The organism is Brachybacterium sp. SGAir0954 (assembly GCF_005490785.1).
GTDB classification, from domain to species: Bacteria; Actinomycetota; Actinomycetes; order Actinomycetales; family Dermabacteraceae; genus Brachybacterium; species Brachybacterium rhamnosum.
Genome location: NZ_CP027295.1, coordinates 355,175 through 378,575, shown reverse-complemented (window position 1 = coordinate 378,575; position 23,401 = coordinate 355,175). Strand labels below are relative to the sequence as shown.

General features: G+C 73.8%; 24 protein-coding genes. 15 read left to right on the top strand and 9 right to left on the bottom strand.

Annotated elements, in window-relative coordinates:
* The first annotated feature begins 5 nt into the window (after positions 1–5).
* Positions 6–533 (top strand): GNAT family N-acetyltransferase, encoded by a 528-nt coding sequence (locus C1N80_RS01690; protein WP_137769184.1) that lies wholly within the window; start codon positions 6–8, stop codon positions 531–533.
* Between the two features lie 212 nt (positions 534–745).
* Here C1N80_RS01690 and C1N80_RS01685 read toward each other — a convergent pair whose 3' ends face one another.
* Both C1N80_RS01685 and C1N80_RS01680 read right to left on the bottom strand, forming a co-directional pair.
* Positions 746–1,534, bottom strand: a complete 789-nt coding sequence (locus C1N80_RS01685) for a ferritin-like domain-containing protein (protein ID WP_137769183.1) — start codon at positions 1,532–1,534, stop codon at positions 746–748.
* A 1-nt stretch (position 1,535) separates the two neighbouring features.
* Entirely contained in the window at positions 1,536–2,477 is a 942-nt protein-coding gene (locus C1N80_RS01680; protein ID WP_205750661.1) for a hypothetical protein, read from the bottom strand.
* 172 nt (positions 2,478–2,649) lie between these two features.
* Here C1N80_RS01680 and C1N80_RS01675 point away from each other — a divergent pair, with 172 nt between their 5' ends.
* The 5 genes from C1N80_RS01675 to C1N80_RS01655 all read left to right on the top strand — a co-directional run bounded on the left by C1N80_RS01675 (position 2,650) and on the right by C1N80_RS01655 (position 8,426).
* Positions 2,650–4,494: a hypothetical protein gene (locus C1N80_RS01675; RefSeq protein WP_137769182.1), complete on the top strand. Its 1,845-nt coding sequence runs from the start codon at positions 2,650–2,652 to the stop codon at positions 4,492–4,494.
* A 350-nt stretch (positions 4,495–4,844) separates the two neighbouring features.
* Positions 4,845–6,431 carry an HNH endonuclease signature motif containing protein gene (locus C1N80_RS01670; protein WP_168197988.1) on the top strand — a complete coding sequence of 529 codons (1,587 nt, stop codon included), beginning with the start codon at positions 4,845–4,847 and terminating at the stop codon, positions 6,429–6,431.
* A 68-nt stretch (positions 6,432–6,499) separates the two neighbouring features.
* Complete coding sequence (locus C1N80_RS01665; RefSeq protein WP_137769181.1) at positions 6,500–6,862, top strand: GNAT family N-acetyltransferase; 363 nt, start codon at positions 6,500–6,502, stop codon at positions 6,860–6,862.
* Between the two features lie 60 nt (positions 6,863–6,922).
* Positions 6,923–7,450 carry a DinB family protein gene (locus C1N80_RS01660; protein ID WP_137769180.1) on the top strand — a complete coding sequence of 176 codons (528 nt, stop codon included), beginning with the start codon at positions 6,923–6,925 and terminating at the stop codon, positions 7,448–7,450.
* 124 nt (positions 7,451–7,574) lie between these two features.
* The gene (locus tag C1N80_RS01655) at positions 7,575–8,426 is read left to right on the top strand and encodes a VOC family protein (RefSeq protein ID WP_137769179.1); all 852 of its coding nucleotides are present in this window, start codon (positions 7,575–7,577) and stop codon (positions 8,424–8,426) included.
* A gap of 76 nt (positions 8,427–8,502) precedes the next feature.
* On the opposite strand, the gene C1N80_RS01650 is transcribed toward C1N80_RS01655, so the two are convergent.
* From C1N80_RS01650 to C1N80_RS01640, 3 genes are read right to left on the bottom strand one after another with little or no spacing between them, the layout of a single operon-like run.
* Entirely contained in the window at positions 8,503–9,891 is a 1,389-nt protein-coding gene (locus C1N80_RS01650) for a carbohydrate-binding domain-containing protein (RefSeq protein WP_137769178.1), read from the bottom strand.
* Positions 9,892–9,918: 27 nt separating this feature from the next.
* The gene (locus C1N80_RS01645; RefSeq protein ID WP_137769177.1) at positions 9,919–10,728 is read right to left on the bottom strand and encodes a VTC domain-containing protein; all 810 of its coding nucleotides are present in this window, start codon (positions 10,726–10,728) and stop codon (positions 9,919–9,921) included.
* A complete protein-coding gene (locus C1N80_RS01640) occupies positions 10,725–11,378 on the bottom strand; it encodes a DUF4956 domain-containing protein (protein ID WP_137769176.1) in 654 nt (217 codons plus the stop codon). Before C1N80_RS01640 ends, C1N80_RS01645 begins: the two co-directional genes overlap by 4 nt.
* A gap of 243 nt (positions 11,379–11,621) precedes the next feature.
* Here C1N80_RS01640 and C1N80_RS01635 point away from each other — a divergent pair, with 243 nt between their 5' ends.
* Both C1N80_RS01635 and C1N80_RS01630 read left to right on the top strand, forming a co-directional pair.
* Complete coding sequence (locus C1N80_RS01635; protein WP_137769175.1) at positions 11,622–12,632, top strand: phosphodiester glycosidase family protein; 1,011 nt, start codon at positions 11,622–11,624, stop codon at positions 12,630–12,632.
* A 4-nt stretch (positions 12,633–12,636) separates the two neighbouring features.
* Positions 12,637–13,770: a bifunctional glycosyltransferase family 2/GtrA family protein gene (locus C1N80_RS01630; protein WP_137769174.1), complete on the top strand. Its 1,134-nt coding sequence runs from the start codon at positions 12,637–12,639 to the stop codon at positions 13,768–13,770.
* A 7-nt stretch (positions 13,771–13,777) separates the two neighbouring features.
* On the opposite strand, the gene C1N80_RS01625 is transcribed toward C1N80_RS01630, so the two are convergent.
* Together C1N80_RS01625 and C1N80_RS01620 are read right to left on the bottom strand one after the other, a co-directional pair.
* Positions 13,778–14,125: a helix-turn-helix transcriptional regulator gene (locus C1N80_RS01625; RefSeq protein ID WP_137769173.1), complete on the bottom strand. Its 348-nt coding sequence runs from the start codon at positions 14,123–14,125 to the stop codon at positions 13,778–13,780.
* On the bottom strand, positions 14,122–14,571 hold the full coding sequence (locus C1N80_RS01620) for a hypothetical protein (protein ID WP_137769172.1): 450 nt from the start codon (positions 14,569–14,571) through the stop codon (positions 14,122–14,124). The genes C1N80_RS01625 and C1N80_RS01620 overlap by 4 nt, the downstream gene beginning before the upstream one ends.
* A gap of 195 nt (positions 14,572–14,766) precedes the next feature.
* On the opposite strand from C1N80_RS01620, the gene dnaB reads away from it, so the two are divergent.
* The 3 genes from dnaB to C1N80_RS01605 all read left to right on the top strand — a co-directional run bounded on the left by dnaB (position 14,767) and on the right by C1N80_RS01605 (position 17,881).
* On the top strand, positions 14,767–16,146 hold the full coding sequence (gene dnaB / locus C1N80_RS01615; RefSeq protein WP_168197987.1) for a replicative DNA helicase: 1,380 nt from the start codon (positions 14,767–14,769) through the stop codon (positions 16,144–16,146).
* Between the two features lie 92 nt (positions 16,147–16,238).
* The gene (locus C1N80_RS01610; RefSeq protein WP_137769171.1) at positions 16,239–16,574 is read left to right on the top strand and encodes a YciI family protein; all 336 of its coding nucleotides are present in this window, start codon (positions 16,239–16,241) and stop codon (positions 16,572–16,574) included.
* The gene (locus C1N80_RS01605) at positions 16,571–17,881 is read left to right on the top strand and encodes an RNA polymerase sigma factor (protein WP_137769170.1); all 1,311 of its coding nucleotides are present in this window, start codon (positions 16,571–16,573) and stop codon (positions 17,879–17,881) included. The genes C1N80_RS01610 and C1N80_RS01605 overlap by 4 nt, the downstream gene beginning before the upstream one ends.
* Positions 17,882–17,901: 20 nt before the next feature.
* Here C1N80_RS01605 and C1N80_RS01600 read toward each other — a convergent pair whose 3' ends face one another.
* Positions 17,902–18,441, bottom strand: a complete 540-nt coding sequence (locus C1N80_RS01600) for a GNAT family N-acetyltransferase (protein ID WP_137769169.1) — start codon at positions 18,439–18,441, stop codon at positions 17,902–17,904.
* A gap of 168 nt (positions 18,442–18,609) precedes the next feature.
* On the opposite strand from C1N80_RS01600, the gene C1N80_RS01595 reads away from it, so the two are divergent.
* Entirely contained in the window at positions 18,610–18,966 is a 357-nt protein-coding gene (locus C1N80_RS01595) for a DUF485 domain-containing protein (protein ID WP_137769168.1), read from the top strand.
* A gap of 1 nt (position 18,967) precedes the next feature.
* Positions 18,968–20,554 (top strand): cation acetate symporter, encoded by a 1,587-nt coding sequence (locus C1N80_RS01590; RefSeq protein ID WP_137769167.1) that lies wholly within the window; start codon positions 18,968–18,970, stop codon positions 20,552–20,554.
* 103 nt (positions 20,555–20,657) lie between these two features.
* Here C1N80_RS01590 and C1N80_RS01585 read toward each other — a convergent pair whose 3' ends face one another.
* Positions 20,658–21,122: a DoxX family protein gene (locus tag C1N80_RS01585; protein WP_137769166.1), complete on the bottom strand. Its 465-nt coding sequence runs from the start codon at positions 21,120–21,122 to the stop codon at positions 20,658–20,660.
* A gap of 166 nt (positions 21,123–21,288) precedes the next feature.
* Here C1N80_RS01585 and C1N80_RS01580 point away from each other — a divergent pair, with 166 nt between their 5' ends.
* Together C1N80_RS01580 and C1N80_RS01575 are read left to right on the top strand one after the other, a co-directional pair.
* On the top strand, positions 21,289–22,515 hold the full coding sequence (locus C1N80_RS01580) for an MFS transporter (protein ID WP_137769165.1): 1,227 nt from the start codon (positions 21,289–21,291) through the stop codon (positions 22,513–22,515).
* A gap of 46 nt (positions 22,516–22,561) precedes the next feature.
* Positions 22,562–23,392 carry an alpha/beta hydrolase fold domain-containing protein gene (locus C1N80_RS01575; protein ID WP_137769164.1) on the top strand — a complete coding sequence of 277 codons (831 nt, stop codon included), beginning with the start codon at positions 22,562–22,564 and terminating at the stop codon, positions 23,390–23,392.
* Positions 23,393–23,401: the final 9 nt, after the last annotated feature.

Genomic DNA, 23,401 nt, shown 5'->3' with positions numbered 1-23,401 from the left:
GCACGATGGACCTCGTCGCCCCGGACCCCGCCCTGTTCCCGTCCTTCCGCACCTCGATGCGCGAATGGGACGGCGCCCACCAGGACGGCGCGGGCATCCGCGACGCGGCCTCGCTGCTCGAGCGGGACGGCTTCGAGACCTGGGTGGCGCAGCTGCTCGCCGAGGAGGCGGAGCCCGCCGGACCGGGCTTCGTCACCTGCACCTACCGCTGGCTGGTCGAGGACGGCGAGTACCTCGGCAGCGTGGCCCTGCGGCACGAGCTGAACGACTTCCTCGCACGGTTCGGCGGGCACGTCGGCTACGGCGTGCGACCGTCGGCCCGCGGCCGCGGCCTCGCGACGCAGGCCCTGCGAGAAATCCTCCCCTTCGCCCGCCGCCGCGGCATCGACGAGGTGCTCGTGATCTGCGACGAGCAGAACCCCGCCTCGCGCGCGGTCATCGAGCGCTGCGGCGGCCGCTTCGAGGACGCGGTGCAGGACGACGACGGCCGCACCCTGCGGCGCTACTGGATCGGGACCAGCCTGAGCGCCTGAGCGAGCGGCACCGCGCTCGCGGCCGCCCACGCCTGGGGGCGGCAGGAGGCGGGGTAGGGGGGCGGCGGACCGGTCGATCGTGGTCATGGGGGACTCCTCGGGCGGGGCGCGGGGCCGGACGCTGCCGGCTGCTGACCCGAGAAGTGGACCGCGGAGGGGTGAGGCCGCGATGAGCGGCCGATGAGAGCTCTCTCAGACGGAGAGGCGCCTGGTCAGGCCGCCAGTCCGAGGCGGGCGAAGGCGCCGCGGAAGATCGTCAGCCCCTCGAGGCCGGGCATCTTCTGGACGCGCTTGTCGAGCTTGTCGAGCTCGTCGAAGTGCCCCTCGAAGAGGTGGCCCATGACGTGCTTGACCTCGGAGTCGTCCATGACGCCGGAGCCGACGGGCCGCCACACCTTCGCGAGGATCATGCGGGTGAGCTTCTGCGCGGCGGTCGAGGCCTCGAGCCGCTCGCGGCCCTGCGTCGTGTAGAAGGCGACGTGCCGGGTCTCCTGCTGGGCGATGCGCTGCAGGAGCGGGGAGAGCACCGGGTGCTCGACCATCGCGGCGAGGCGGCGGTAGGCGGCGACGGCGGAGAGCTCGTTCGCGGCGCCCCAGGTCATGTGGACGGCGACGAAGTCGGTGCCCGCGAGGTTCGTCAGCGCGGACTGCTTGAAGGCGGCGAGGGAGCTGTACCAGCCGAGCTTCACGCGCTTGGCCTTCACCTCGTCGTAGTCCACGAGGATGCCGTGGCGGGCGAGGACGTCCGCGAGGGCCTTGCCGTGCCAGAACTCCTCGCGGTTCCACATGGTCATGAAGCCGCCGGCGTCCTCCTCGTGATGGGAGGGGGTGACGAGCATGTCCCGCAGGTAGCAGCTGGTGTGGAACTCGACGTCGCACATGTAGCGCAGGTCCCGCAGCGTCGCCTCGTCCAGCGGCTGGCTCTCGAAGAGGGAGAAATCGAGGTCGTCGTACTGGAGCGGCTCGGAGGTCGTCGTGAACTTGTCGAGGTCGAAGGCCATCTCAGGCTCCTGTTCCGGAGTCGCGAGCGGTGAGCGAGGGGAGGGCGGCGCGGGTGCGCGCGCTCACGCGGGAGGAGGGGCCCAGGGGGAGGTCCGCCCCGGGCAGGAGGCGCACCAGGTCGTGGCGCGCGCGGTCGAGGGCGGCGAGATCGGCGGGGTCGGCGCCGAGCTCGGCGAGGGCGGCGGGGAGGTCCGGGTCGGGGACGCCGCCGCCGTGCAGGGGATCGTCGAGGGTGAGCACGAGCCGCGCGGCGATCGCCTCGCGGCGCGAGCGGGTGACGCGGGCGGTCGCCTCCGCGCGGAGGAACGCGATCGCGTCGTCGTGGCGGCCGGCGACCTCCAGAGCGACCCGTCGGGCCTCCCCGTCGAGCCGTCCCGCGAGCAGGGTGAGGGCCTCGCGCAGCCAGGTCTCCTGGATCGCGAGGCGCATCATGTGGCCGGCGGTGACGGCCTCGCCGGCGAGCACCGTCCACAGAGGGGAGAGCAGGGGCTGCACGCGGGCCACGTGGATCCGGCGCAGCGTCGTGGCCGGGCCGGCGGCGGCGAGCGGGCGGGGGCGCTCGACGGGGTCGTCGAGGGTGAGCACGTCGCGCAGGGCCCGGGCCTGCCAGTAGCGCTCCACGAGCCAGGTCGCGAGGAACGCGGTCACGCGCGCCTCGTTGCCGGTCCAGGTGGCGAGCATGGCGCGGGACTCCGCGAGCGCGGATCCCTCGAGCCGCTGGATCACGCCGAGCGTGCGCGCGACGGCCGGGTCGAGGGGCTGGGCGGCCACGGCGGCCGTGTCCACGGGGAGCCGACGGTGGGGCGTCTCGAGGTAGCCGTCGAGGTCGACGTCGGTCACGACCACGCGGTCGATGCTGTCGTCGAGGTGGAGGTGCCCGTCGTGGAGCCCGCGTGCGGGGTCCGTGACAGGTCGGATCGTCGCGCCCGCGCTGATCGTCACGAAAGGGGCTCCTCACCATGCCTGCCGACGGTGCCCGGACGAGCCCCGGGGGCCCTGGGCACCGCGTCCATCCTACGGCTCCGGAGGTTCGGCGTCGCGCCCGGTGAGGGGCGTTCTCGGGTGGTCCCCGTCTCCCCAAGATGCGCGAAGGGTTCGTTGGTAGGTTCGTCGCGTGATCGTCCCCGGTGCCTCCTCCCTCCCGGAGACCGGCGGCCGCGACGACCAGGTCGGCCTCCCCGATCCCGAGGAGCTGCGGGTCGCGCTGCGGCCACCGGAGCTCCCGCTGCCTGCCCCGCGCACGCCGCTCGAGCTCGCCCAGCGTGTGAGCGATCTCACGCACGCGGAGCGCTATCGCGAGGCGGTGGCCCTCGCCGCCATGCCGCTCCCGGGGGGCGGCTCCGTCGTCGGCCATGCCCCTGTTCCCGCTCCTGTCGCCGCGGACCTCGCCGTGCTCGCCTCCGCCCGCCTCGCGGCGCTCGCGCGCGTGGGCACGGACGAGGAGGTCGCCGCCGCCGCCGGCGATCTGCTGCGCGCGCAGCGCCGGGCCGGCCACGCGGCCCAGGCCGTGGCGACCGCGCAGGTCCTCCTCGAGCGGGGCGTGCTGCGGGAGCCGGCCGACGGCGGCGAAGGGTCCGACGGCCCCCGCGCCGGCCGGCGTCGCGCCGCCCCGGCGACCGTCACACCGGAGCTGCTCGCCGTGGTCCGCGAGCTCGACGTCCCGCATCGCCGGGCCCGCGGCGCCGTCGGCCCCGCGTGCGCGGATCTCGCGGGCCCCGCGGGCCCCGCGGACCCCGCCGCGACCGCGACGGATCCCCGTCGGCGGATCCGCGTCCTGCGCGCGGCCCTCGACGCTCTGCCCGCGGCGCGCGCGGACCTCCTCGGCGCGCCCGAGCCGCTGCTGCGCCTGCGGCTCGCCCAGGCGCTCGAGGCCGCGGGTCTCACGGACTCCGCGACGACGGCGGCGCTCGACGCCCTCGAGCTGCTCGAGGAGGTGGACGCCGATCCCGAGGCGGAGGCCTCGCGCCGGGCCGACCCGCACCGGGTGCGCATCGCCGCCCACGCCGTCCTCGCCCGTACCCTGCGCGCCTCGCACCCGCTCGCCGCGGTGCGCCACGCCCTCGATGCGCTCGGCGTCATGCGCCGCGTCGAGGACGCGCCGCTGCGCGTGGGCCTCGTGACGGACCTGCTCGAGGCGCTGACCGCGGCCGGCCTCGAGCGGGATGCCTCCTTCGCGGCGGGCCGCCTGGCCTCCCTGCAGCGCTCACTGCGGCGGGACGAGCTGCGCACGGGACCGCTGCTCGCGGTCGCCGGCCAGCGGATCCGTGTGGGTCGGGCCGACGAGGCCCGCGACGCGCTCGAGGAGGTGCGTCGGATCGCGCGCGAGCATCGCGACCGGTCGACCGATCTCGAGGCCGCGCGCCTGCTCGCGACGCTGTACGAGCGCGAGGGTGACCTGCGCGGCTCCCTGCTCCAGCTGCGCCGGGTCGCGGCGGACGCCCGCTGGCTGAGCGACGACCTCGCGACCCCCGCCCCGCGGCGCGGGCCGTTCCTGCGGATCGAGCTCGAGGCGCTCGCGCTCGTGCTGCGCCGTGCGATGGACCTCGGCGAGACCCCGACCGCGCGCGCCGCCGCCCGCGCGATCGAGCGCCGCACCCGGCCCGACGGCGGACGCCTCCTGCTGCCCTCGGCCCTGCTGTGGGACCACCGGGTCGATGCGCGGGTGGGGGAGCTCGTGGCGGTCGCCGCGGCAGAGCCCGATGCCGAGGAGCTGCCTGAGCTGCTCGACGGCGCCCGCGAGGTGATCGGCCTCGCCCCGGGCGGTCATGAGGAGCGGGCGCTGTACTGGCGCGCCTACCTCGACGAGCAGCATGCGCTGCTGCTCGAGCGTCGCGGGGAGCGGGAGGCGGCGCTCGCCGCCGCGCTGCAGGCCCAGGCGCAGTGGCGCAATCAGGACGCCGAGGCCGACGACCTCGAGCGGATCGACGCCCTCGTCGCCCGGCTCGCCGCGGAGGCCTGAATCCCGCCGCCTTTCCTTCCCACTCGACGTTATCCACAATTTCGATGGGTTCTCTCGATGTGCTCGCCTTCGTCGATCAGACGTTCTAAAATAAGGGGAGCGGAACGGTGGGGATTCATGGGGATCCCCGGCCGCGATGAGCACGAGGAGGTGTGGGGATGTCGGCTCCGGTCAAGGCTGTCTCCGGGCAGGCCTCTGCTTCCCAGCACCCCCTGGCGTCCGTCCTCGCGGTCCCTTCGGTGCCCGTCCCGCCCGACTCCTCGGCGCCTGCCCCGCAGGCTTCCTCGGGCGCCGCCACCCCTCCCGTCGCCCTGGACGCTCGCTCCCTCCCGCGCCGTCTGCGGGGTTCCGTGCGAGGGCGCAGCGGGGTCACGGAGGAGAACCTCGATGCCCGTGCGGAGGTCGAGGAGGGCTCGCCCGAGTCGGCGGCGTTGCAGCGGATCCTGCGCCGGCGTCGCGAGGTGCAGGCGGCCGCCTATGTCGCGGAGCTGACGGACCTCGCGGAGCTCTGGGTGGAGGACGCGGGGGACGACGGCGACCTGAACGCCGTCGCGGTCGGTGTGGTGCTGCGCGCCAAGCTCGGCCGCGCCGCCGGCCGCCTCCGTGATGCGCGCATGGCCGTCGCCGATCTCCCGCGATGCCTCGCCCAGGTCGGGTCCGGCGCCCTGCCGCCGGAATGGTGCGATCACCTGCTCCGCTCCGTCCGCAGTCTCACCGCTGCTCAGCGTACTTTCGTCGACGAGCAGGTCTCGTCCTGGCAGCTCGAGACGCTCCCGGCGGACAGGTTCTGGACCCTGCTGCGGCAGCTCGTCGCCTGGGTCGACACAGCCGCCGCGGCGGGCGGCACCGCCGAGTCCAAGCGGGACGTCGAGCTCGTCCTCCCCAGCGAGGACGACGGCACCGCGCAGCTCACCGTGACCGGCCCCGCCCCGGAGATCCTCGACCTCGCCAAGCGCCTCGACCGCGCCGCGCATGCCGTCCAGGATGCGCAGCGCCACGCGCTCGCCCGCATCGGCGCCGGCGAAGCGGGGGTGGCGATCCCCTGGGACGTCCACGGTGACGCCGCCCGCACCGGGGCTCCGATGCCGCTCGGTGCGATCCGCTACGTCCTCCTGACCCGCTCCGAGATCGGGACCGACGGCGTCCCCGTCCCCGCCGCCGCGGTGCGGATGAACCTCGTCGTCCCCGTCCTGTCCCTCCTCGGCGTGACGGATGCGCCGGGGATGCTGGACGGGACGGTGCCGATCCCTCCTGCCATGGCCCGTGACCTCGCGGCGAACGCGACCGCCTGGCACCGGGTTCTGACGGATCCGGTCACCGGGGAATTCCTCCCCGTCGCGGCGACGACGTACCGGCCGTCCACGGCGATGGTGGAATATCTCAAGGTCGTCGACCCGATATGTGCCGTGCCCGGCTGTTCGCGGCGGGTCGTGGATATCGGGGAATCGGACCATATCCAGGAATTCGACCATATCCGTCCGGGCAGAGGCGGTGCCACGAGCCCGGAGAACCTGCACCGGCTGTGCCGCACCCACCATCGGATGAAGACCAGCAGGGCTCTCGACCCGGAACGCACCGACACCGGCAGCACGAGGTGGACGGTGGGGGAGCTGACCTCCACGGAGGTCGAGGCGCAGCGTGACCTCGTGACACAGGTCCTCGCCGCGGACTTCCGCACGGCCTGGGACCGCTACCAGGCGGGGCTCCGCGCGAAGCGGGACGCCGCCCTCGAGCGGGAGCTCGAGGCGGCGGGGTTCTTCGCCCGCTCCGTGGAGGACGAGCTCCACGAGGAGTACCTGCTCCGTCGCAGCGCCCAGCTCGTCGAGTACTACGAGGACTGGCAGGGGCCCGCCGGGATCGACCCGCCGCCCCCGCCGCCGCTTCCCCCGCTCCCGCCTCCGCCACCCGATCCGTTCGACGTCCCGCCGCCGTTCTGACCCGGCGGAGCCCTGACATGGCGCGCCGAACTGCCGTAGCGTAGGGAGCCCGGCCCGAGGAGACGGCCATGACCGCCGAGGCAGACACCTCCTACGACCCCGACAACCGGCCCACCACCGAGCGCCCGCCGCCCGGCCCACCCGGTCGCGTGCAGGTGCGGGACAACACCGGGGCACGCCGCTTCGAGGCGGTGCGCGACGGCGAGGTCGTCGGCATCACCACCTACGAGCGCCGGCGCGGCCGCATCGAACTGCTCCACACCGTCACCGACCCCGCCCAGCGCGGCGGGGGAGTGGCCTCCGTGCTCGCCCGCACCGCCCTCCGCGAGTCCCGCGCCGCCGGCCTCAGGATCATCATCGTGTGCCCCTTCATCGAGAGCTGGCTCCAGCGCCACCCCGAGGAGTCCGCCGGTGTCATCGCCCCCGACTGACCCCGACTGACCCGGGCCCCGACCGCTCGACGGTCCCACCCGCGGAGTAGCGTCGTCACCATGACGCGCAGCTCCGGAACCCTCGCCCGCCGCATCCTGCTCGACCTCGCCTCCCGCCCCCGCGACGCCGCCGAGGCGCTGCGCGGGCAGCTCGACCCCGCCGTGCTCAACGCCCACCCCGCCGGCCACCCGAACTCCCTCGCCTGGCTGCTCTGGCACACGGGCCGCGAGATCGACGTGCAGCTCGCCCACCTCTCGGGGCAGCCCGAGGTCTGGAACGCCCAGGGATTCGGCGAGAGGCTCGGCCTCGGGGAGGCCGGCCGCGCCGTCGGCTACGGGCACAGCGAGGGGGAGGCCCGCGCGATCGTCGTCGAGGACGGCGACGCCCTCATCGACTACGTGCTCGCCACCGCCGACGCGCTGCACGACTACCTCGGCACGCTCGCCGACGCCGACCTCGACGAGGCCATCGGGGAGTACGACGGCGCCCCCATCACCCGGGCGGTGCGCCTGGTCAGCATCATCGACGACGCCGCCCAGCACCTCGGCCAGGCCGCCTACGTGCTCGGCACCACCGACCGCGGCTGAGACCGTCCCGCCGCCGGTTCCCTTCCGCGCGGACGGTCCTCTTCCCCGCCCGACGGGCCGCGAGTAGCGTTCGCGGCGACGACCCGCGCCCACCGGGGCGCAGCTGACCCATCGAGGAGCAGTCATGTCCGAGCAGAGCCCGACGACGCCGCAGGACCCCGCCGCCACCGACTCCCGTCCCGCGCCGCGCGCCGGGACGCCCTGCTGGATCGACCTGTTCACCCATGACATCGAGGGGGCGAAGACCTTCTACGGGGAGCTCTTCGGCTGGGACCTCACGGATACCGGCGAGGAGTTCGGTCACTACACGATGGCGACCCGCGACGGGCACCCCGTCGGCGGGCTCATGGCCGCGATGAACCCGGACGGCAGCGTAACCGACCCCGCCGAGCAGCCCACCGCCTGGACCGTCTACCTCGCGACCGACGACGCCGCCGCGACCGCCGAGGCGATCCCCGTCGCGGGCGGCACCGTGCTGTTCCCGCCGATGGAGGTGCCGGGCCTCGGCCACATGTCCGTCGGGCAGGACCCCTCCGGCGCCGCCGTCGGCTTCTGGCAGGCGGCCCCCTTCGCCGGCTTCGACAAGCCCGGCACCCCCGGCACGCCCGCCTGGTTCGAGCTCATGACCAAGGACTTCGACGCCGCCGAGCCGTTCTACCGCGGCGTGTTCGGCTGGGACGCGGTGCGCATGCCCTCGGACGACGACTCCTTCCGCTACGCGACGGACCAGGGCGGCGAGGGCGCGAGCGCCGGGCTCTGCGACGCCTCGCCGTGGCTCCCCGAGCAGGTGCCCAGCTACTGGCGCCCCTACATCGCCGTCGAGGACTGCGACCGGGCCGCCGAGCAGGTCGCGGCCCTGGGCGGCAGCGTGCTCGACGGCCCGATGGACAGCCCCTTCGGCCGCGTCGCGACGATCGCGGACCCGCAGGGCGGATCGCTGCAGATCATCGACTCCTCCCGCGCCCAGCAGGGCTGACAGGAGGGCGGGCCGCCCCCGAGGGGACGACCCGCCCGGTGTCGCCGCGCCACGGCCTGCGACGGGATCCTGCGGATCAGCCCTGCGGACCGCCGCCCATGCCGCCCATGCCGCCGGAGCTGAGATCGTCCGCAGAGGTGATCTCGGTGCCGTTCGCGGTGAGGGTCGCGCCGTCGAAGGTGATGTCGCCGTTCGCGTCGACGGGGGAGTCGCCGCCGTTGTCGGCGCTCGTGATGTCGAGCGTGCCGCCGGTCAGCGAGATCGAGCCGTTGGAGTCGAGGCCGTCGAAGCCCGCGTCGATCGTGAGGGTGCCGCCGGAGACCGACAGCCACGAGCCGTCGTCCTCCTCGCCGCCACCGCCGCCGCCGGGGCCGCCGGTCTCGCCCGAGTCCGCGGTGGTGCCGTCGGTCGAGTCGGCGGTGTTCGCGGCGGTCGCGTTCACGCCGTCGTCGGAGGCCGTAATCGAGGTGGTGCCGCCCACGAGCATCACGTCCTGCGCCTCGATACCCTCGACCGACTGCGAGATGGTGAGCGTCCCGTCGAGGACCTCGACCGCCTGCTCCGCGTCGATGCCGTCGTCGCCGGAGTCGATCGTGATGTCGCCGGCGCTGATGAGCACCCAGCCGCGGTCCTCGTCCTCGTAGTTGTCGGACTTGATGGCGTCGCCGCCGCTCGTGAGGTCGAGGGTGCCGTCGAGGATCGAGACGTAGTCCTTGCCGCGCACGGCGTCGTCCGCCGCGTTCACGGTGACGGTGCCGCTCGCGATGACGACGCCGTCCTTGGTGGAGATGCCGTCGTTCGTGTTGCCGGTGACGGTGAGCGAGCCGCTGCCCGCGATCGTGAGGTCGGAGGCGGAGGCGATCGCCGCGACGGGCGTGGAGTCGTCGGAGACCTCGTAGCCGGAGCCGTCCTCGACGGAGTTCTCGGTGCCCTCCTCGAGGGACAGGGTGACCTCGTCGGCGCTGGTCACGGCGATGCCGGTGCCGGAGCTGTTCGTGATCGAGACGCCGTCCATGATGATCGTGACGGTCTCGTCGTCCGGCGCGGCGACGACGAGCTGGCCGTCGGAGAGCGTCCCGGAGACCCGGTACACGCCGCCCTCGGTGATCGTGACGGTCGAGCCGTCCACGGTGACCCCGTCGGAGTCCGAGGTGGAGCCCGAGTCGGAGAGCGTGATCGCCTGCTCCCCGGAGGAGTCCCAGGTGAGGTCGTCCTCGTCGTAATGGGTGTCGAGGCTCGTGAGGTCGAGGCTCGAGAGCAGGTCGTTGGTGCGGCCCTCGTCCGAGGCCGTGGTGGCGACGGCGGACGAGCTGCTGCTCGTGGAGGTGGTCGATTCGCTCGAGGAGTCCGCGCCCGTGATGGCGGTCGCGGCGCCGCAGGCGGCGAGGGCGAGGGTCGCGGCGCCGGCGACGGCGGCGGTGGTGAGGCGGCGGAGGCCGCGGCGGCGAGGGGTCGTGGAGGTCATGGCGGGGTCCTTCCGGGAGTGATGGGGTCAGGCGGCGGTGTGGAGGTGCTGCGCGGTGTCGAGCCGCGACACCGTGCGGTGCCAGCGGTTGGCGGGGAGCTCGGGGTCCAGCAGGGCCAGTCCCGTCGCGTACTTCGAGAGGCGCTGCGGGCGGTGGCCGGCCCGCCACAGCGCCCGGTCGACGCTGCTGGGGCGGGTGCCGGCCTTCGTCTCGACGACGACCTGGTCCGCGAGCCGGCGGGCGTCGCCGCCGGGGCCGGTCCAGACGAGCGCGTCGTCGAGGGTGAGCCGGGCGTCCTCCTCCGCGAGCAGCACGGTGGAGCGGTCGTAGGTGGTGGCGAGCACCGGGACGAGCGGTCCCTCCGGGGTGGCGCAGCCGGCCTCCGCGAGGGTCTCGAGCACGAAGTCGAGCGCAGGTCCCGCGAGCGGATCGGTGAGCGGGTCCGACGCCGCGATCCCGGTGACGGCCCCGTCCGTCTCCGCCGGGAGGGCGATCCGGAGCTTCGAGGACTCCCCGCGGCCGGTGCGGGTCTTCACCTCGAGGAACGAGGCGCCCGAGTCCACGTACACCCGTCGGCGCACCTTCCAGCGGCGACGTCGGCCCGTGGCCGCCGCCCGGTAGGCGGCGAGGTCCTCGGTGTCGTAGTAGAGGGAGAGGTAGGCCTGGCGGCGTCGGCCGTCGATCTCGAGGGCCCGCAGCTCGGCGGGGGAGCCGGCGAGCAGCTCGTCGACCTCCGCGCGCGGGACGAGGTACTTGCGGTCCACGCGGGTCATGAGGGCGGCGCGCTCGGTGATCTCCTCGAGGCCCACCGCGGGCAGGGTGTCCAGGGCGGTCATCGCGCCATCACCGGGGCCTCGGCGGTGCGGGCGGCGAGCGCGGGCTCCTCGGCGGGGGCGGTGAGTCGATCGGCCGACGGGGCCAGGTGCCCGGCGGAGCGGCGGCCCGGGCGCACCCGGTAGCGGACGTCCACGAGGGTCGTGTCGGCCACGGTGTCGAGGCGCTGCACGGTGAGGGCGGTGACGTCGGCCCCGAGCATCTCCTCGAGGTGGGCGCGGAGGGTGGGCTCGTCGGCGATCGCGCGGTCCACCATGATCAGCTGGCGGCGGTGGCTGCCCAGCAGCGCCGGGTGGTCCACGATCGCCATCGTCGCGACGATGAGCACCATGAACACGACCGCGAGGACCGAGGGTGTGGTGGAGAGCCCGGCGACGAGGCCCAGGGCGAGCACTGCGAAGTAGTAGGCGATCTCGTGCTGGGCGAGCTCGTCGGAGCGCAGGCGGATGATCGAGAGGACGCCGAACAGGCCCAGGCCCAGGCCCGCGGAGACCGCGGATCCGGCGAGCAGCGCGGCGACGGCGAGCACGCCCACGTTGATCCCGAGGAAGGCGACGACGAGGTCGCGGCGGCGGTGGCGCGGCCAGTACACGCCGAAGGTCAGCGTCAGCACGGCCGCGAGGTCGAGTGCGTACAGGAGGTAGGCGGACATCGGGGGCTCCTCGGGGTCGGGGGTTGATGGGAGCAACCCTCCGGGGCCTGCCTATGGATCTCCTATGACCGCCCTGTCGTACCTGTATGAGAGATGAACAGCGGGTGACCTCGACCTACTCCGAGCCGTTGACCTGCGGGAACGCGTGGCGGGCGCCGGCGCGGAGCGGTCGGCGGGCACGCACAGGCACGGCACAGCATCCGTGGGCACCGCCGCATAGGCACGCGGCGGAGTCTTCAGGGCATGAGAACTCCACCGGACCCCGCCAGCCCTCCCACCCCGCCCCCGACGGGCGGGTCGACCACCACGACCCGCACCCGCCGCCGCACCGTCACCCGCCGTGCCCTGATCGGCGGCGGCGTGGCGGTGCTCGCCGGCACCGGCGGCTCCGCCGCCTGGGCCTACGACCGCTTCCTGCGGGAGAAGGTCGAGGTCTCGAGCGTCTCCGCCGCGGAGGAGGCCGCCGGCACCTCCGCGACCACTGCCGCCCTCGCGACCGACGGCGCGTACACCGAGACCGGCTACACCTCCTCGACCACGACGATCACGCTCACCTCCACCGCGACCGGCACCGGCTCCGAGGCCCTCGCCTGGTACGCGGCGGAGATCGAGGTGGACGACGCGAGCATCATCCGCTCCGCCTTCGCGCAGGACGAGTTCGGCCAGAACATCACCGACAATCCCAGCACCATGGCCTCGGACCACGACGCCGTGCTCGCCATCAACGGCGACTACTACGGCTTCCGCGACACCGGCATCGAGATCCGCAACGGCGTCATCTACCGCGACGAGCCCGCCCGCGACGGCCTCGCCTTCTACGCCGACGGCCACGTCGAGGTCTACGACGAGACCGCCACGAGCGCCCAGGAGCTGCTCGACGCCGGCGTCTGGCAGACCCTCAGCTTCGGCCCGGCCGTCCTCGTCGACGGCGCCGTGCCGGACGGCGTCGAGGACATCGAGATCGACACCAACGTCGGCAACCACTCGATCCAGGGCGAGCAGCCGCGCACCGCGATCGGCGTGATCGGCGACAACCACCTGGTGTTCCTCGTGGTCGACGGCCGCAGCGAGGGCTACTCGCGCGGCGTGGGCCTGCCGGAGCTCGGCGAGATCCTCGCCGGACTCGGCTGCACCACCGGCTACAACCTCGACGGAGGCGGCTCGAGCGTCATGATCGTCGACGGCGCGATCCTCAACCAGCCCAGCAACGGTGGCGAGCGCGCCACCAGCGACATCCTCTACGTGGCGGGGTGACGACATGACCATCCAGTTCCAGAAGCGACCCACCGAGACCTCCCGCACGGCCCCCGCGCCGGCCCCGTCCCGCCCCGACGCCCCGACGACGCCCTCCGCGGTCGTCGTCATCCCGGCGCTCGAGCCCGGCCCGGAGCTCGTCGAGCTCGTCGCCGCGCTCGCCGCCCACGGCGTCGAGTCCGTGGTCGTGGACGACGGCTCCGGCCCCGACCACGCCGTCACCTTCGACGTGTGCGAGGTGCTCGGCGCGCGCGTCCTGCACCTGCCCGTGAACCGCGGCAAGGGGGCGGCCCTCCGCGCCGCCTTCACCCTCGTGCAGTCCGAGCTGCCCGGTCGCGGCGTCGTCACCGCGGACGCCGACGGGCAGCACACCCTGGCCGACGTGCTCCGCGTGATCGAGGCGCTCGACGCCCCGCGCACGGCCACCGGCCCCGGGGGGATCGTGCTCGGCGTGCGCTCCTTCGCCCGCGGCGAGGTGCCGCTGCGCTCGTGGTTCGGCAACGCCGTGAGCGCCCGCCTGTTCGAGGCCGTCTCCGGGGTGCGCCTGGGCGACACCCAGACGGGCCTGCGCGGCATCCCCGCGACCCTGCTCGACTGGGCCGGGACCGTGCCCGGGGACCGCTACGAGTACGAGTACACGATGCTCGTCGCCGCCGCCCGCCAGGGGATCACCCTGCGGCAGCTGCCGATCGCGACCGTGTACGTCGACGAGAACGCGACGAGCCACTTCCGCCCGCTGCGGGACTCCCTGCGCGTGCTCGCCCCCGTCCTCACCTTCGCGGGCAGCGGCCTCGCCGCCTTCGCGATCGACACGGGGCTGCTTCTCGGCGCCGTCGCGCTCGGGGCGCCCGTCTGGCTCGGCATGACCCTCGCCCGGGTGGTCAGCGGCGGCGCGAATTTCGCGATCAACCGCCACCTCGTGTTCCGCTCCGGCCGCCGCGCCCCGCTGCGCCGCGCGCTGAGTGGCTACGTCGCGCTCGCCGCGGTCGTGCTCGCGGGCGGCGTCGCGATCGTCGGCGCCCTCACCGCGCTCGGCATGCCGCTCGTGGCCGCGAAGATCACCTCCGACCTGCTGCTGTTCGCGCTCAGCTATGTGGTCCAGAAGCTGATCGTGTTCCGGCGGCGGGAGCACGGGTGAGGGCGCCTCAGACGAGCTCGCGCTCGATCCGCTCGAGGTAGTCGCGGCCGACGGCGGTGAGCGAGAAGTCCTGCCGCTTCGCACCCGTGCGGGCCACGTCGACCCGCTCCATGGCGAGCACCCCGGACTCCGCGAGCCGCCGCAGCGTGCGGTAGAGCCCGCGCTCGGTGAGGGTCCAGCCCGTCGTCTCCTCGAAGAGCGGGGCGAGGCCCGCCGCGGGGAGCGGGCCGTGCGCGTCGATCAGGCGCAGCAGCGCGAGCGTGGTCGCCGACTTCTTGTAGACCTCGACCCAGGAGCGCGCGAGCTCTCCCGCCCATTCGGCGTCCTCGGGGCCGAGGCCCGCCGCGCCGGTCATCGGCGCGGCGCCTCGAAGCCGCGGTCCAGCACGGCGCCGACGCCGTGGAGGATCAGGCCCAGGCCCCAGAGGCCGGCCATGCCGAGGGAGGCGCCGAGCCACGTCGGATCGATCGCCGTGCCGCTGCCGCTCCCGGCGATCGCGGGGGAGCCGAGGCCGATCAGCAGGTAGGCGTGCAGGAGGTAGCCGACGTTGACGGTCGCGTAGCAGAGCGCGTGCGCGACGAAGCGCCCGTAGCGCACCCGGCCCAGCGCGCGGCCGCTCGTGAGCAGGTAGATCGCCGTGCCGATCGCGACGGCGAGGAGGGGGAGCGTGGTGAGGACGGTGATCCGGTTGCCCGCGAGCACGAGGATCACGTGCACCGCCGCGTTCGCGGCGATCAGGGCGAGGGCGAAGGGCAGCAGGCTCGCGTGGGCCCGCGTGGTCGTGGTCGCGTCCGAGCTCATGGTCGTCTCCGATCCGGTGCATGGGATGTGTACCAGTGGTCTAATGCGTGTCAGCACTGTACCTCCGGTGCACTGCCCGGCTTCAAGGGGCGATGCGGGCATCGTCGACCGTGGTCCTTCCTCCCCAGACGCACATCACCCCCATCGGCCGCCCCCTGGGGCCCGAGGATCCGCCCGGGTTCCTACACTGGTCCGGTGACGACAGCAGAAGCCTTCGAAGCCGGTCCCGATCGCGGCCTGGAGCGCACCCCGCCCCAGGACCTCAACGCCGAGCGCGGCGTGCTGGGCGGCATGATGCTGTCCAAGGACGCGATCGCCGACGTCGTCGAGACGGTGCGCGGCAACGACTTCTACCGCCCCGCGCACGAGCTGATCTTCGAGGCGATCATCGACCTCTACGGCCGCGGCGAACCGGCGGACCTCGTCACCGTCTCCGACGAGCTCTCCAAGCGCGGCGAGCTGCAGCGCGTGGGCGGCGGCGCCTACCTCGCGGACCTCATCGACATGGTCCCCACCGCGGCGAACGCCGGCTACTACGCCGAGATCGTCGTCGAGCGGGCCACCCTGCGCCGCCTCGTCGAGGCCGGCACCCGCATCGTCCAGCTCGGCTACGCGACCGACGGCGGCGAGGTCGAGGAGGTCATCAACGAGGCGCAGGCGCAGGTCTACGCCGTCACCGAGCGCGGCCAGAGCGAGGACTTCGTGCCGCTCGGCGAGGTCATCGACGAGACCCTCAACCAGATCGAGGCGACCCAGAACCGCGGCGGCCAGGTCACCGGCGTGCCCACCGGCTTCGCCGAGTTCGACGACCTCACCCAGGGCCTCCACGGCGGCCAGCTGATCATCTTCGCCGGCCGCCCCGCGATGGGCAAGACGACGCTCGGCATGGACGTGCTGCGCTCCGCCTCGATCCACAACGGCAAGTCCAGCGTCATCTTCTCCCTCGAGATGGACAAGACCGAGATCACGATGCGTCTGCTCTCCGCCGAGGCGCAGGTGCCGATGAACCGCATGCGCGACGGCTCCATGGACGACCGCGACTGGCAGGCCATGGCCCGCGCCATGAGCCGCATCGCCGACGCCCCGCTGTTCATGGACGACTCCGCGAACATGTCGCTCATGGAGATCCGCGCGAAGTGCCGGCGCCTGAAGCAGAAGCACGACCTCTCCCTCGTCGTCATCGACTACCTGCAGCTCATGAGCTCGGGCAAGAAGGTCGAGTCCCGCCAGCAGGAGGTCTCGGAGTTCTCCCGTGCGCTCAAGCTGCTCGCGAAGGAGATCGAGGTCCCCGTCATCGCGATCTCGCAGCTGAACCGTGGCAGCGAGCAGCGACAGGACAAGAAGCCGATGATGAGCGACCTGCGCGAGTCCGGCTCGATCGAGCAGGACGCCGACCTCATCCTCCTCATCCACCGCGAGGACTACTACGAGAAGGAGTCCTCCCGCGCCGGCGAGGCGGACCTCATCGTCGCCAAGCACCGCAACGGCGCGACCGCCACCATCCCGGTCGCCTTCGAGGGCCACTACTCGCGCTTCAAGGACATGCCCGGTGGCGGGGGCGGCTTCAGCGGCTGATCCGGCCTGACAGGGCTGTCGATCCGGGGGAGGCTGTGCGACGACAGGGTGAGAGCCGGCGAGAGGCGCCGGACCGAGGGAAGGATCCCGCCATGCCCCGCTACACCGTCTTCATGTACCACCCGGAGGATCGGCGCACCACGGACGAGGCGCAGCTCGCCGCCGAGCTCGCCGAGCACGACACCTACGCCCAGGAGATGGTCGCCGAGGGCGTCATGACCTTCGGCAGCCCGCTCGCGGCGCACACCGCGACCACCTCCATCCGCGCCGGCGGCCTCGTCGACGGCCCCTACCTCGAGGCGAAGGAGACGGTCGTCGGCTTCTACGTGCTCGACGTCCCGGACCTCGACGCGGCGATCGCCGTGGCGCGCCGCAACCCGATCCTCCACCAGGGCGGCGGCGTCGAGGTGCGGCCCATGACCGCATGAGGGGGCCGACGGGCGCGCCCGCCGATCGGGCCGCCGTCGACCGTGCCGTCGCCGCGGCGCACCGCGACCACTGGGCCGCGGTGCTCGCGGCGACGGCCGGCGCCGTGCGGGACCTCGACCTCGCCGAGGACGCCACCGCGGAGGCCTTCGCCCAGGCCCTCGAGCAGTGGGCGCGGGACGGGGTGCCCGAGCGGCCCGGCGCCTGGCTCACCGTCACCGCCCGGCGCCGCGCGCTCGACGCCCGCCGCCGCGAGCAGACCCTCCGGCGCAAGCTCCCGCTGCTGCTCTGGGACACCGGGGGAGGGGCCGACGGCGGCGCGGCCGACGGGGGCACGTCCGACGGCGACCCCCGCGTGATCGACGAGTCCGAGGTCGTGGTCCGCGACGAGCGGCTGCGCCTGCTGTTCCTGTGCGCGCACCCCGCCCTCGCCCCCGAGTCCCGCGTGGCGCTCGTGCTGCGTCTCGTGCTGGGCCTGAGCACCGAGGAGATCGCGGCGGCGTTCCTCGTGCCCGTGCCGACGATGGGCGCCCGCCTCACCCGGGCGAAGCGGCGCATCGCGCTCAGCGGCATCCCCTGCCGCGTCCCCGAGCCGGAGGAGCTTCCCGGCCGCCTCACCGCGGTCCTCGACGCGATCTCCCTCGTGCTCGCCGCCGGTCACACCGCCCCCGCCGGGGAGCGGCACGACCGCCCGGACCTCGTGGGGGAGGCGGTGCGGCTGCTCGAGCTGCTGAAGCGCCTCCTGCCCGGGCAGGGCGAGGTGCACGGCCTCCTCGCCCAGGCGCTGCTCGTGCAGGCCCGCGCCGGGACCCGCACCGACGCGGAGGGGCTGCCGGTCCCGCTCGACGCGCAGGACCGCACGCGCTGGGACCGCTCTGCCGTGGACCGGGCGGACGAGCTCGTCCTCGACGCCCTGCGCGGCGGGCACCGCGGCCCCTACCTGCTGCAGGGCGCGATCGCGGCCGCCCGCTGCGTGCCCGAGCGCGCCGAGGACGTCGACGGGGACGAGGTCGTCGAGCTCTACGACCACCTGCTGCGGCACTGGCCGGGGCCGATGGTGCAGCTGAACCGCACCGTCGCCCGCGCCCGCCGCGGCGACGATCCCACCCTGCTCCTCGCGGAGCTCGACGGGGTCGCGGAGGACCTCGCCGACTACCGTCCCTTCCACGTGGCCCGCGCCGAGCTGCTGCGGGTGGCGGGGCGCGAGGAGGAGTCCGCCGCCGCGACGCAGGAGGCGCTGCGCTGCCCGGGCAACGCCGCGGAGGACGCGCTGCTCAGGCGAGGGGCAGGCCCGAGTCCGCTCCCGTGAGTCGGTCGTGGTGGGCGAGCTCAGAGCCGCAGCTGCAGGTGCACCAGGTCCCACCAGCGGTCGAACTTCCAGCCCGCCTCGACGAGGCGCCCCGCCTCGACGAAGCCGAAGCGCTCGTGGAGCCGGATCGAGGCGGTGTTCCCCGCCTCGACGAGCGCGACCACGGAGTGCATGCCGTGCTCGCGGCACAGGTCCAGCAGCGCCCCGAGCAGGGCCGTGCCCAGCCCGCGGCCCTGGGCCTCGGGCCGCAGGTACACGGAGTTCTCCGCGGTGAAGCGGTAGCCGTTCTTCGGCACGAGCGGACCGTAGGAGGCGTAGCCGAGCACGGCCTCCGGTCCCTCGAGGGCGGGATCGACCGCGACGAGCATCGCCCCGCGCTCGAGGTGCTCGCGGAACCACGCCTCGAGCTGGGCGGGGGTGGGCAGCTCGTCCGTCCACAGCCCGGTCGAGGTGCGGATCGCGTGCTCGCGGATCCCGCCGACGCCCGCGAGGTCCTCCGTGCAAGCGGCGCGGATCAGGGGACGCGGGGCGGCGGTCGTGCCGGGGTCGGTGCTGGTCATGGAGGGGTCCTTCGGGAACGGGGAGAGGAGCAGGCTAGCCCGCGGGCGTCCCCGGGCGCCGCCGCGGTCCACACCCTCCCGCGTGACCGGCATCACGCCTGCTAGGTTCGGTGCCGTCCGAGGACTCCTCACCTCGGACCCGCGCAGAACGAAGGAGTTGTGCCCGCGATGACGTCATCGACGCCCGTGCCTCCCCACGGCCCGGCCCCCGAACCCTCCCCGGAGCGCTACCGGGAGGTGCAGGACTCCGCGGACTTCCGCGAGCTGCGCACCTCCTTCCGCAGCTTCGCCTTCCCCATGACCGCCGCCTTCCTGGTCTGGTACCTCGCCTACGTGCTGCTGTCCACGTACGCGGAGGGGCTCATGGCGATCCCCGTGATCGGCCACGTGAACCTCGGCATCCTGCTCGGCATCAGCCAGTTCGTCATGACCTTCCTCATCACCTGGCTGTACATCCGCCACGCCAACCGGAAGCTCGACCCGCTCGCGGAGCGGCTGCGCGTCGAGATCGAGGGGGAGGACTGACATGGACGTCGGCAACCCCGTCCTCAACATCGCGATCTTCCTCGCCTTCGTCGTGGTCACCCTCGCGGTCGTCATCCGGGTCTCCCGGCAGAAAACGAGCGCCGCGGACTTCTATCACGGCGGCCGCAGCTTCTCCGGGCGCCAGAACGGCATCGCCATCGCCGGCGACTACCTCTCCGCCGCGTCCTTCCTCGGGATCGTCGGCTCCGTCGCCCTCTACGGCTACGACGGCCTGCTCTACTCCGTCGGCTTCCTCGTCGCCTGGCTCGTCGCGCTGCTGCTCGTCGCCGAGCCGCTGCGCAACACCGGCAAGTTCACGATGGCCGACGTCCTGTCCTTCCGCATGCGCCAGCGGCCCGTGCGCACCGCCGCCGCGAGCTCGACCCTCGCCGTGACCTTCTTCTACCTGCTCGCGCAGATGGCCGGCGCGGGCGCGCTCGTCTCCCTGCTGCTCGGCATCGACGGCCGGGTGGGGCAGAGCGCCGTGATCGTCGTCGTGGGCATCGTGATGATCGCCTACGTGCTGATCGGAGGGATGAAGGGCACCACCTGGGTGCAGATCATCAAGGCCGTCCTGCTCATCTGCGCGGTGGGCGTGACGACCGTCTGGATCCTCGCGCTGAACGGCTTCAACTTCTCGACCGTGCTCGAGCGGGCCGTCGAGGCCCACCCGGACGGCACGAAGATCCTCGACCCGATGCTCCAGTACGGCGAGACCGGATCGAGCAAGCTCGGCTTCGTCTCCCTCGCGATCGCGCTCGTGTTCGGCGCCGCCGGGCTCCCGCACGTGCTCATGCGCTTCTACACGGTGCCCACCGCGAAGGAGGCGCGCCGCTCGGTGACCTGGGCGATCGCCCTCATCGGCTTCTTCTACCTGTGCACCCTCGTGCTGGGCTTCGCGGCCGCCTCGATGGTGGGCGTGGACGTCATCGGCTCGCTGCCCGGCGGCTCGAACTCGGCGGCCCCCGCCCTCGCCTACGCCCTCGGCGGCTCGGTGCTGCTCGCGATCATCTCCGCGGTCGCCTTCGCGACGATCCTCGCGGTGGTCGCGGGCCTCACGATCACCGCCTCCGCCTCCTTCGCGCACGACATCTACAACGGCGTGCTCAAGCGCGGCGAGGCGGATCCGGCGCGCGAGGTGAAGGTCGCCCGCACGGCGGCCGTCGTCATCGCGGCGATCTCGATCGTGGGCGGCGTGCTCGCCGCGGAGCAGAACGTCGCCTTCCTCGTCTCCCTCGCCTTCGCGGTCGCGGCGAGTGCGAACCTGCCCTCGATCCTGTATTCCCTGTACTGGAAGCGGTTCTCGACCCGCGGCTCGCTGTGGAGCATCTACGGCGGCCTCATCAGCGCGGTCGTGCTGATCCTCTTCTCCCCGGTGGTCTCCGGCGGCGAGAAGGCCATGTTCCCGGGCGTGGACTTCGCCTGGTTCCCGCTGACGAACCCGGCGATCGTCTCGGTCCCGCTCGGCTTCCTCCTCGGCTGGCTCGGCTCGATCACCTCCGGGCCGGGCGACGAGCTGAAGCAGGCGGAGATGGAGGTCCGCTCGCTCACCGGCGCGGGCTCCGAGAAGGCCGCCGTCGACCACTGAGCGGCCCTCCCGCCGTCCGCACGACGACGTCGGCCCCGTCCCCCGAGGGGGCGGGGCCGACGGTCCTCTGCGGTCCGGCTGCGCGGGCCGCCGCGGTGACCGCTCAGGCCTCCGCGGTCGCGGAGGAGCGGGCCGCGGAGCGCCGACGGCGGGAGCCGCCGCCCAGCGCGTCGAGGGCGAAGCGGCCCGGGCCGGCGGCGGCGAGGGCGAGCGCCCCGGCGCCGAGCGCGCCCACGAGCTCCCAGCCGCCCGCGTCGACGAACACGCCGTTCTGCGCATGGACGAGCACGACGGCGCCCACCATGTCGATCGCGAGCAGCACGCCGGCCACGCGCGTGAGCAGGCCCAGGATCAGCAGGGCGCCGCCCACGAGCTCGAGCACGGCGACGACGGGGCCGGTGATCCCCGGCATCGGCGCGCCCATGCCGGCGAAGGCGTCGGTGACCGCGGGGAAGCCCCACTGGACCACCTTCTGGTAGCCGTGGAGCAGGAAGATGACGCCGAGCACGAGGCGGGCGATCAGGAGACCCAGGTGGGAGGTCGTGGAACGGGCGGCGTGCGAAGACATGGTCGTCCTTCCGGAGGGGAGTGCGGAGCGGCCACGATAGATGAAAAGGCAACCAATCCTGGGGAGTCGTCCGCGCGGCGCGGCGCGGATCACAGCGGGGACCGGACGCACCCCCGCGAAGCGGACGCCTCCACCACGGCGTGCCCACGGGGTGTAGAAGGGACGGGTGACCCCCTCCTCCCGTCGCGCCGTCGGCCCCCTGCTGGCCGTGATCGCCGTCGGGCTCCTCGCCCTGAACCTCCGCCCCGGGGCGACCTCCGTGGGCCCTCTCATGTCGGAGATCGTCGCGGACTACGGACAGGGCGCCGTCGCCTCCGGCCTGCTCACGGCCCTGCCCTGCCTCACCTTCGGCATCGTCGGCTCGCTCGCCGTGCCGGTCGCGCGGGTGCTCGGCCTCACCGGCACCGTGCTCGCCTCCTTCGTGCTCGTCGCCCTCGGCCTGCTGCTGCGGCCCACGGTCGACGGCTTCGGCCTGTTCGTGCTGCTCTCCGTGGTCGCCCTGCTGGGCCCCGCCCTCGGCAACGTGCTGCTGCCCGCCTGGATCAAGCAGCACGGCGGCACCCGCGTGGTGGGCCTCATGACCCTCTACTCTGTCGTCCTCGCGAGCGGCGCCACGGCCGCCGCGATGCTCGCCGTGCCCCTCGCGGGCGGTGAGGCCGACGGCTGGCGCCACTCCCTCCCGCTGTGGGGGCTCATCGGGGTCGCGCCCGTGCTCGTCTGGGCCGTCGTGCTCACGCGCACCGGCCACGACTTCCCGCCTCCCCCGCCGGAGGGGCAGGTGAAAGGGCGGATCCTGAGCTCGCCGCGCGCGATCGCGCTCACCGTCATGTTCGGCATGCAGTCGCTCAACGCCTACTGCCAGTTCGGCCTGCTCCCGCAGATCCTCACCTCGGAGGGCACCTCGCCCGCGACCGCCGGGGTCGTCGTCGGCGTGCTGAGCGCCTTCGGCATCGTGGGCGGCCTGATCGTCCCGACCCTCGTCTCCCGCTCCCGCCGCCTGCCCTGGATCTGCGCGGGCTACGGCGTGCTCACCGCCGCCGGCTACGGGGGTCTCATGCTGTTCCCGCAGGTGAGCCCCTTCGTGTGGGGGACCGTGCTCGGCATCGCCGGCCTCGCCTTCCCGACCGCGATCGCGCTCATCCCCGCGCGCACCTGCGCCGTCGCCGTGACCGCCCGGCTCTCGGGGATCGCGCAGCCGCTCGGCTACGTCCTCGCGGCCGTCGGCCCGCTGGTCGCCGGCGGCCTGCTCGACGCGACCGGCTCGATCCCCGCGGTGCTCTCCTTCCTCGCCCTGACCGGCGTCGTGCTCGGCGTCGCCGGGTTCGTCGCCGCGCGGCCCGGCACCGTGGACGACGACCTCGCCCTCCGCGCGACCCCGGCCGACGGCGCCTGACGCAGGTCCCTGCCCTCCGGGAGGGTCTCGTGCGAGGATTCCTCCCATGAGCATCGGCACGCTTGGCGCCCTGAGGATCCTCGCCACCCAGTCCCCGACCACGCCCCCGCGATCGGTCGCGAGCCGCGACCGCGTGCGCCGGCGCCGCCACGGACACGTCCCCGTGACCTGGATCGATGAGCAGAAGGCCGCGCGGGGCGTGATCGTGCACCTGCACGGCGGGAGCTACCTGCGCGGCGAGCGCGCCGAGCACTGGACCTGGCTCGAGGAGGTCGCCCGGCGGGCCGACGTCGCCGCCGCGATGATCCACTACTCGCTCGCTCCGCGGCACCCCTTCCCGCGGGCGGACGAGGACGTGCTCCACGCCCTCCACGCCCTGGACCGCGCCGCGCTGCTGCCCGCGGGGCGCTGGGTGCTCTCGGGTGACGAGGCCGGCGCCGGCCTCGCCCTCGGCGTGCAGGCCCAGCTCGCGACGCTCGGCGTGACCGAGCCGTCCCTGCTGCTGCTCTCCGTCCCCTGGGCGGACCTCACCGCGGAGCACCGCCTCGACGGCGAGCACCGGCAGGCCGCGCGGATGTACGCCGACGGCGCGGACCGCGAGGACCCGCGGATCAGCCCGCTGCGCGGTGATCTCGAGGGGCTCCCGCCCGTGCACCTCGCCGTGGGCGGGGACGACCTGCTCGCCCCGGACTCCCGCGCGCTCGTCGAGCGGATCGCCGCCGCGGGCGGCGAGGCCGTGCTCCATGAGGAGCCCGGCCACGGCGACGGCTTCCCGATCGTGCGACCGGGCGTCGCCGCGCAGCGCGCCTGGCGTTCCCAGATCGCGGCCGTGCGCGCCGCCGTGGGTGCCCGTCCCGCGACCGCGGACGCGCACTGAGAACGGCCC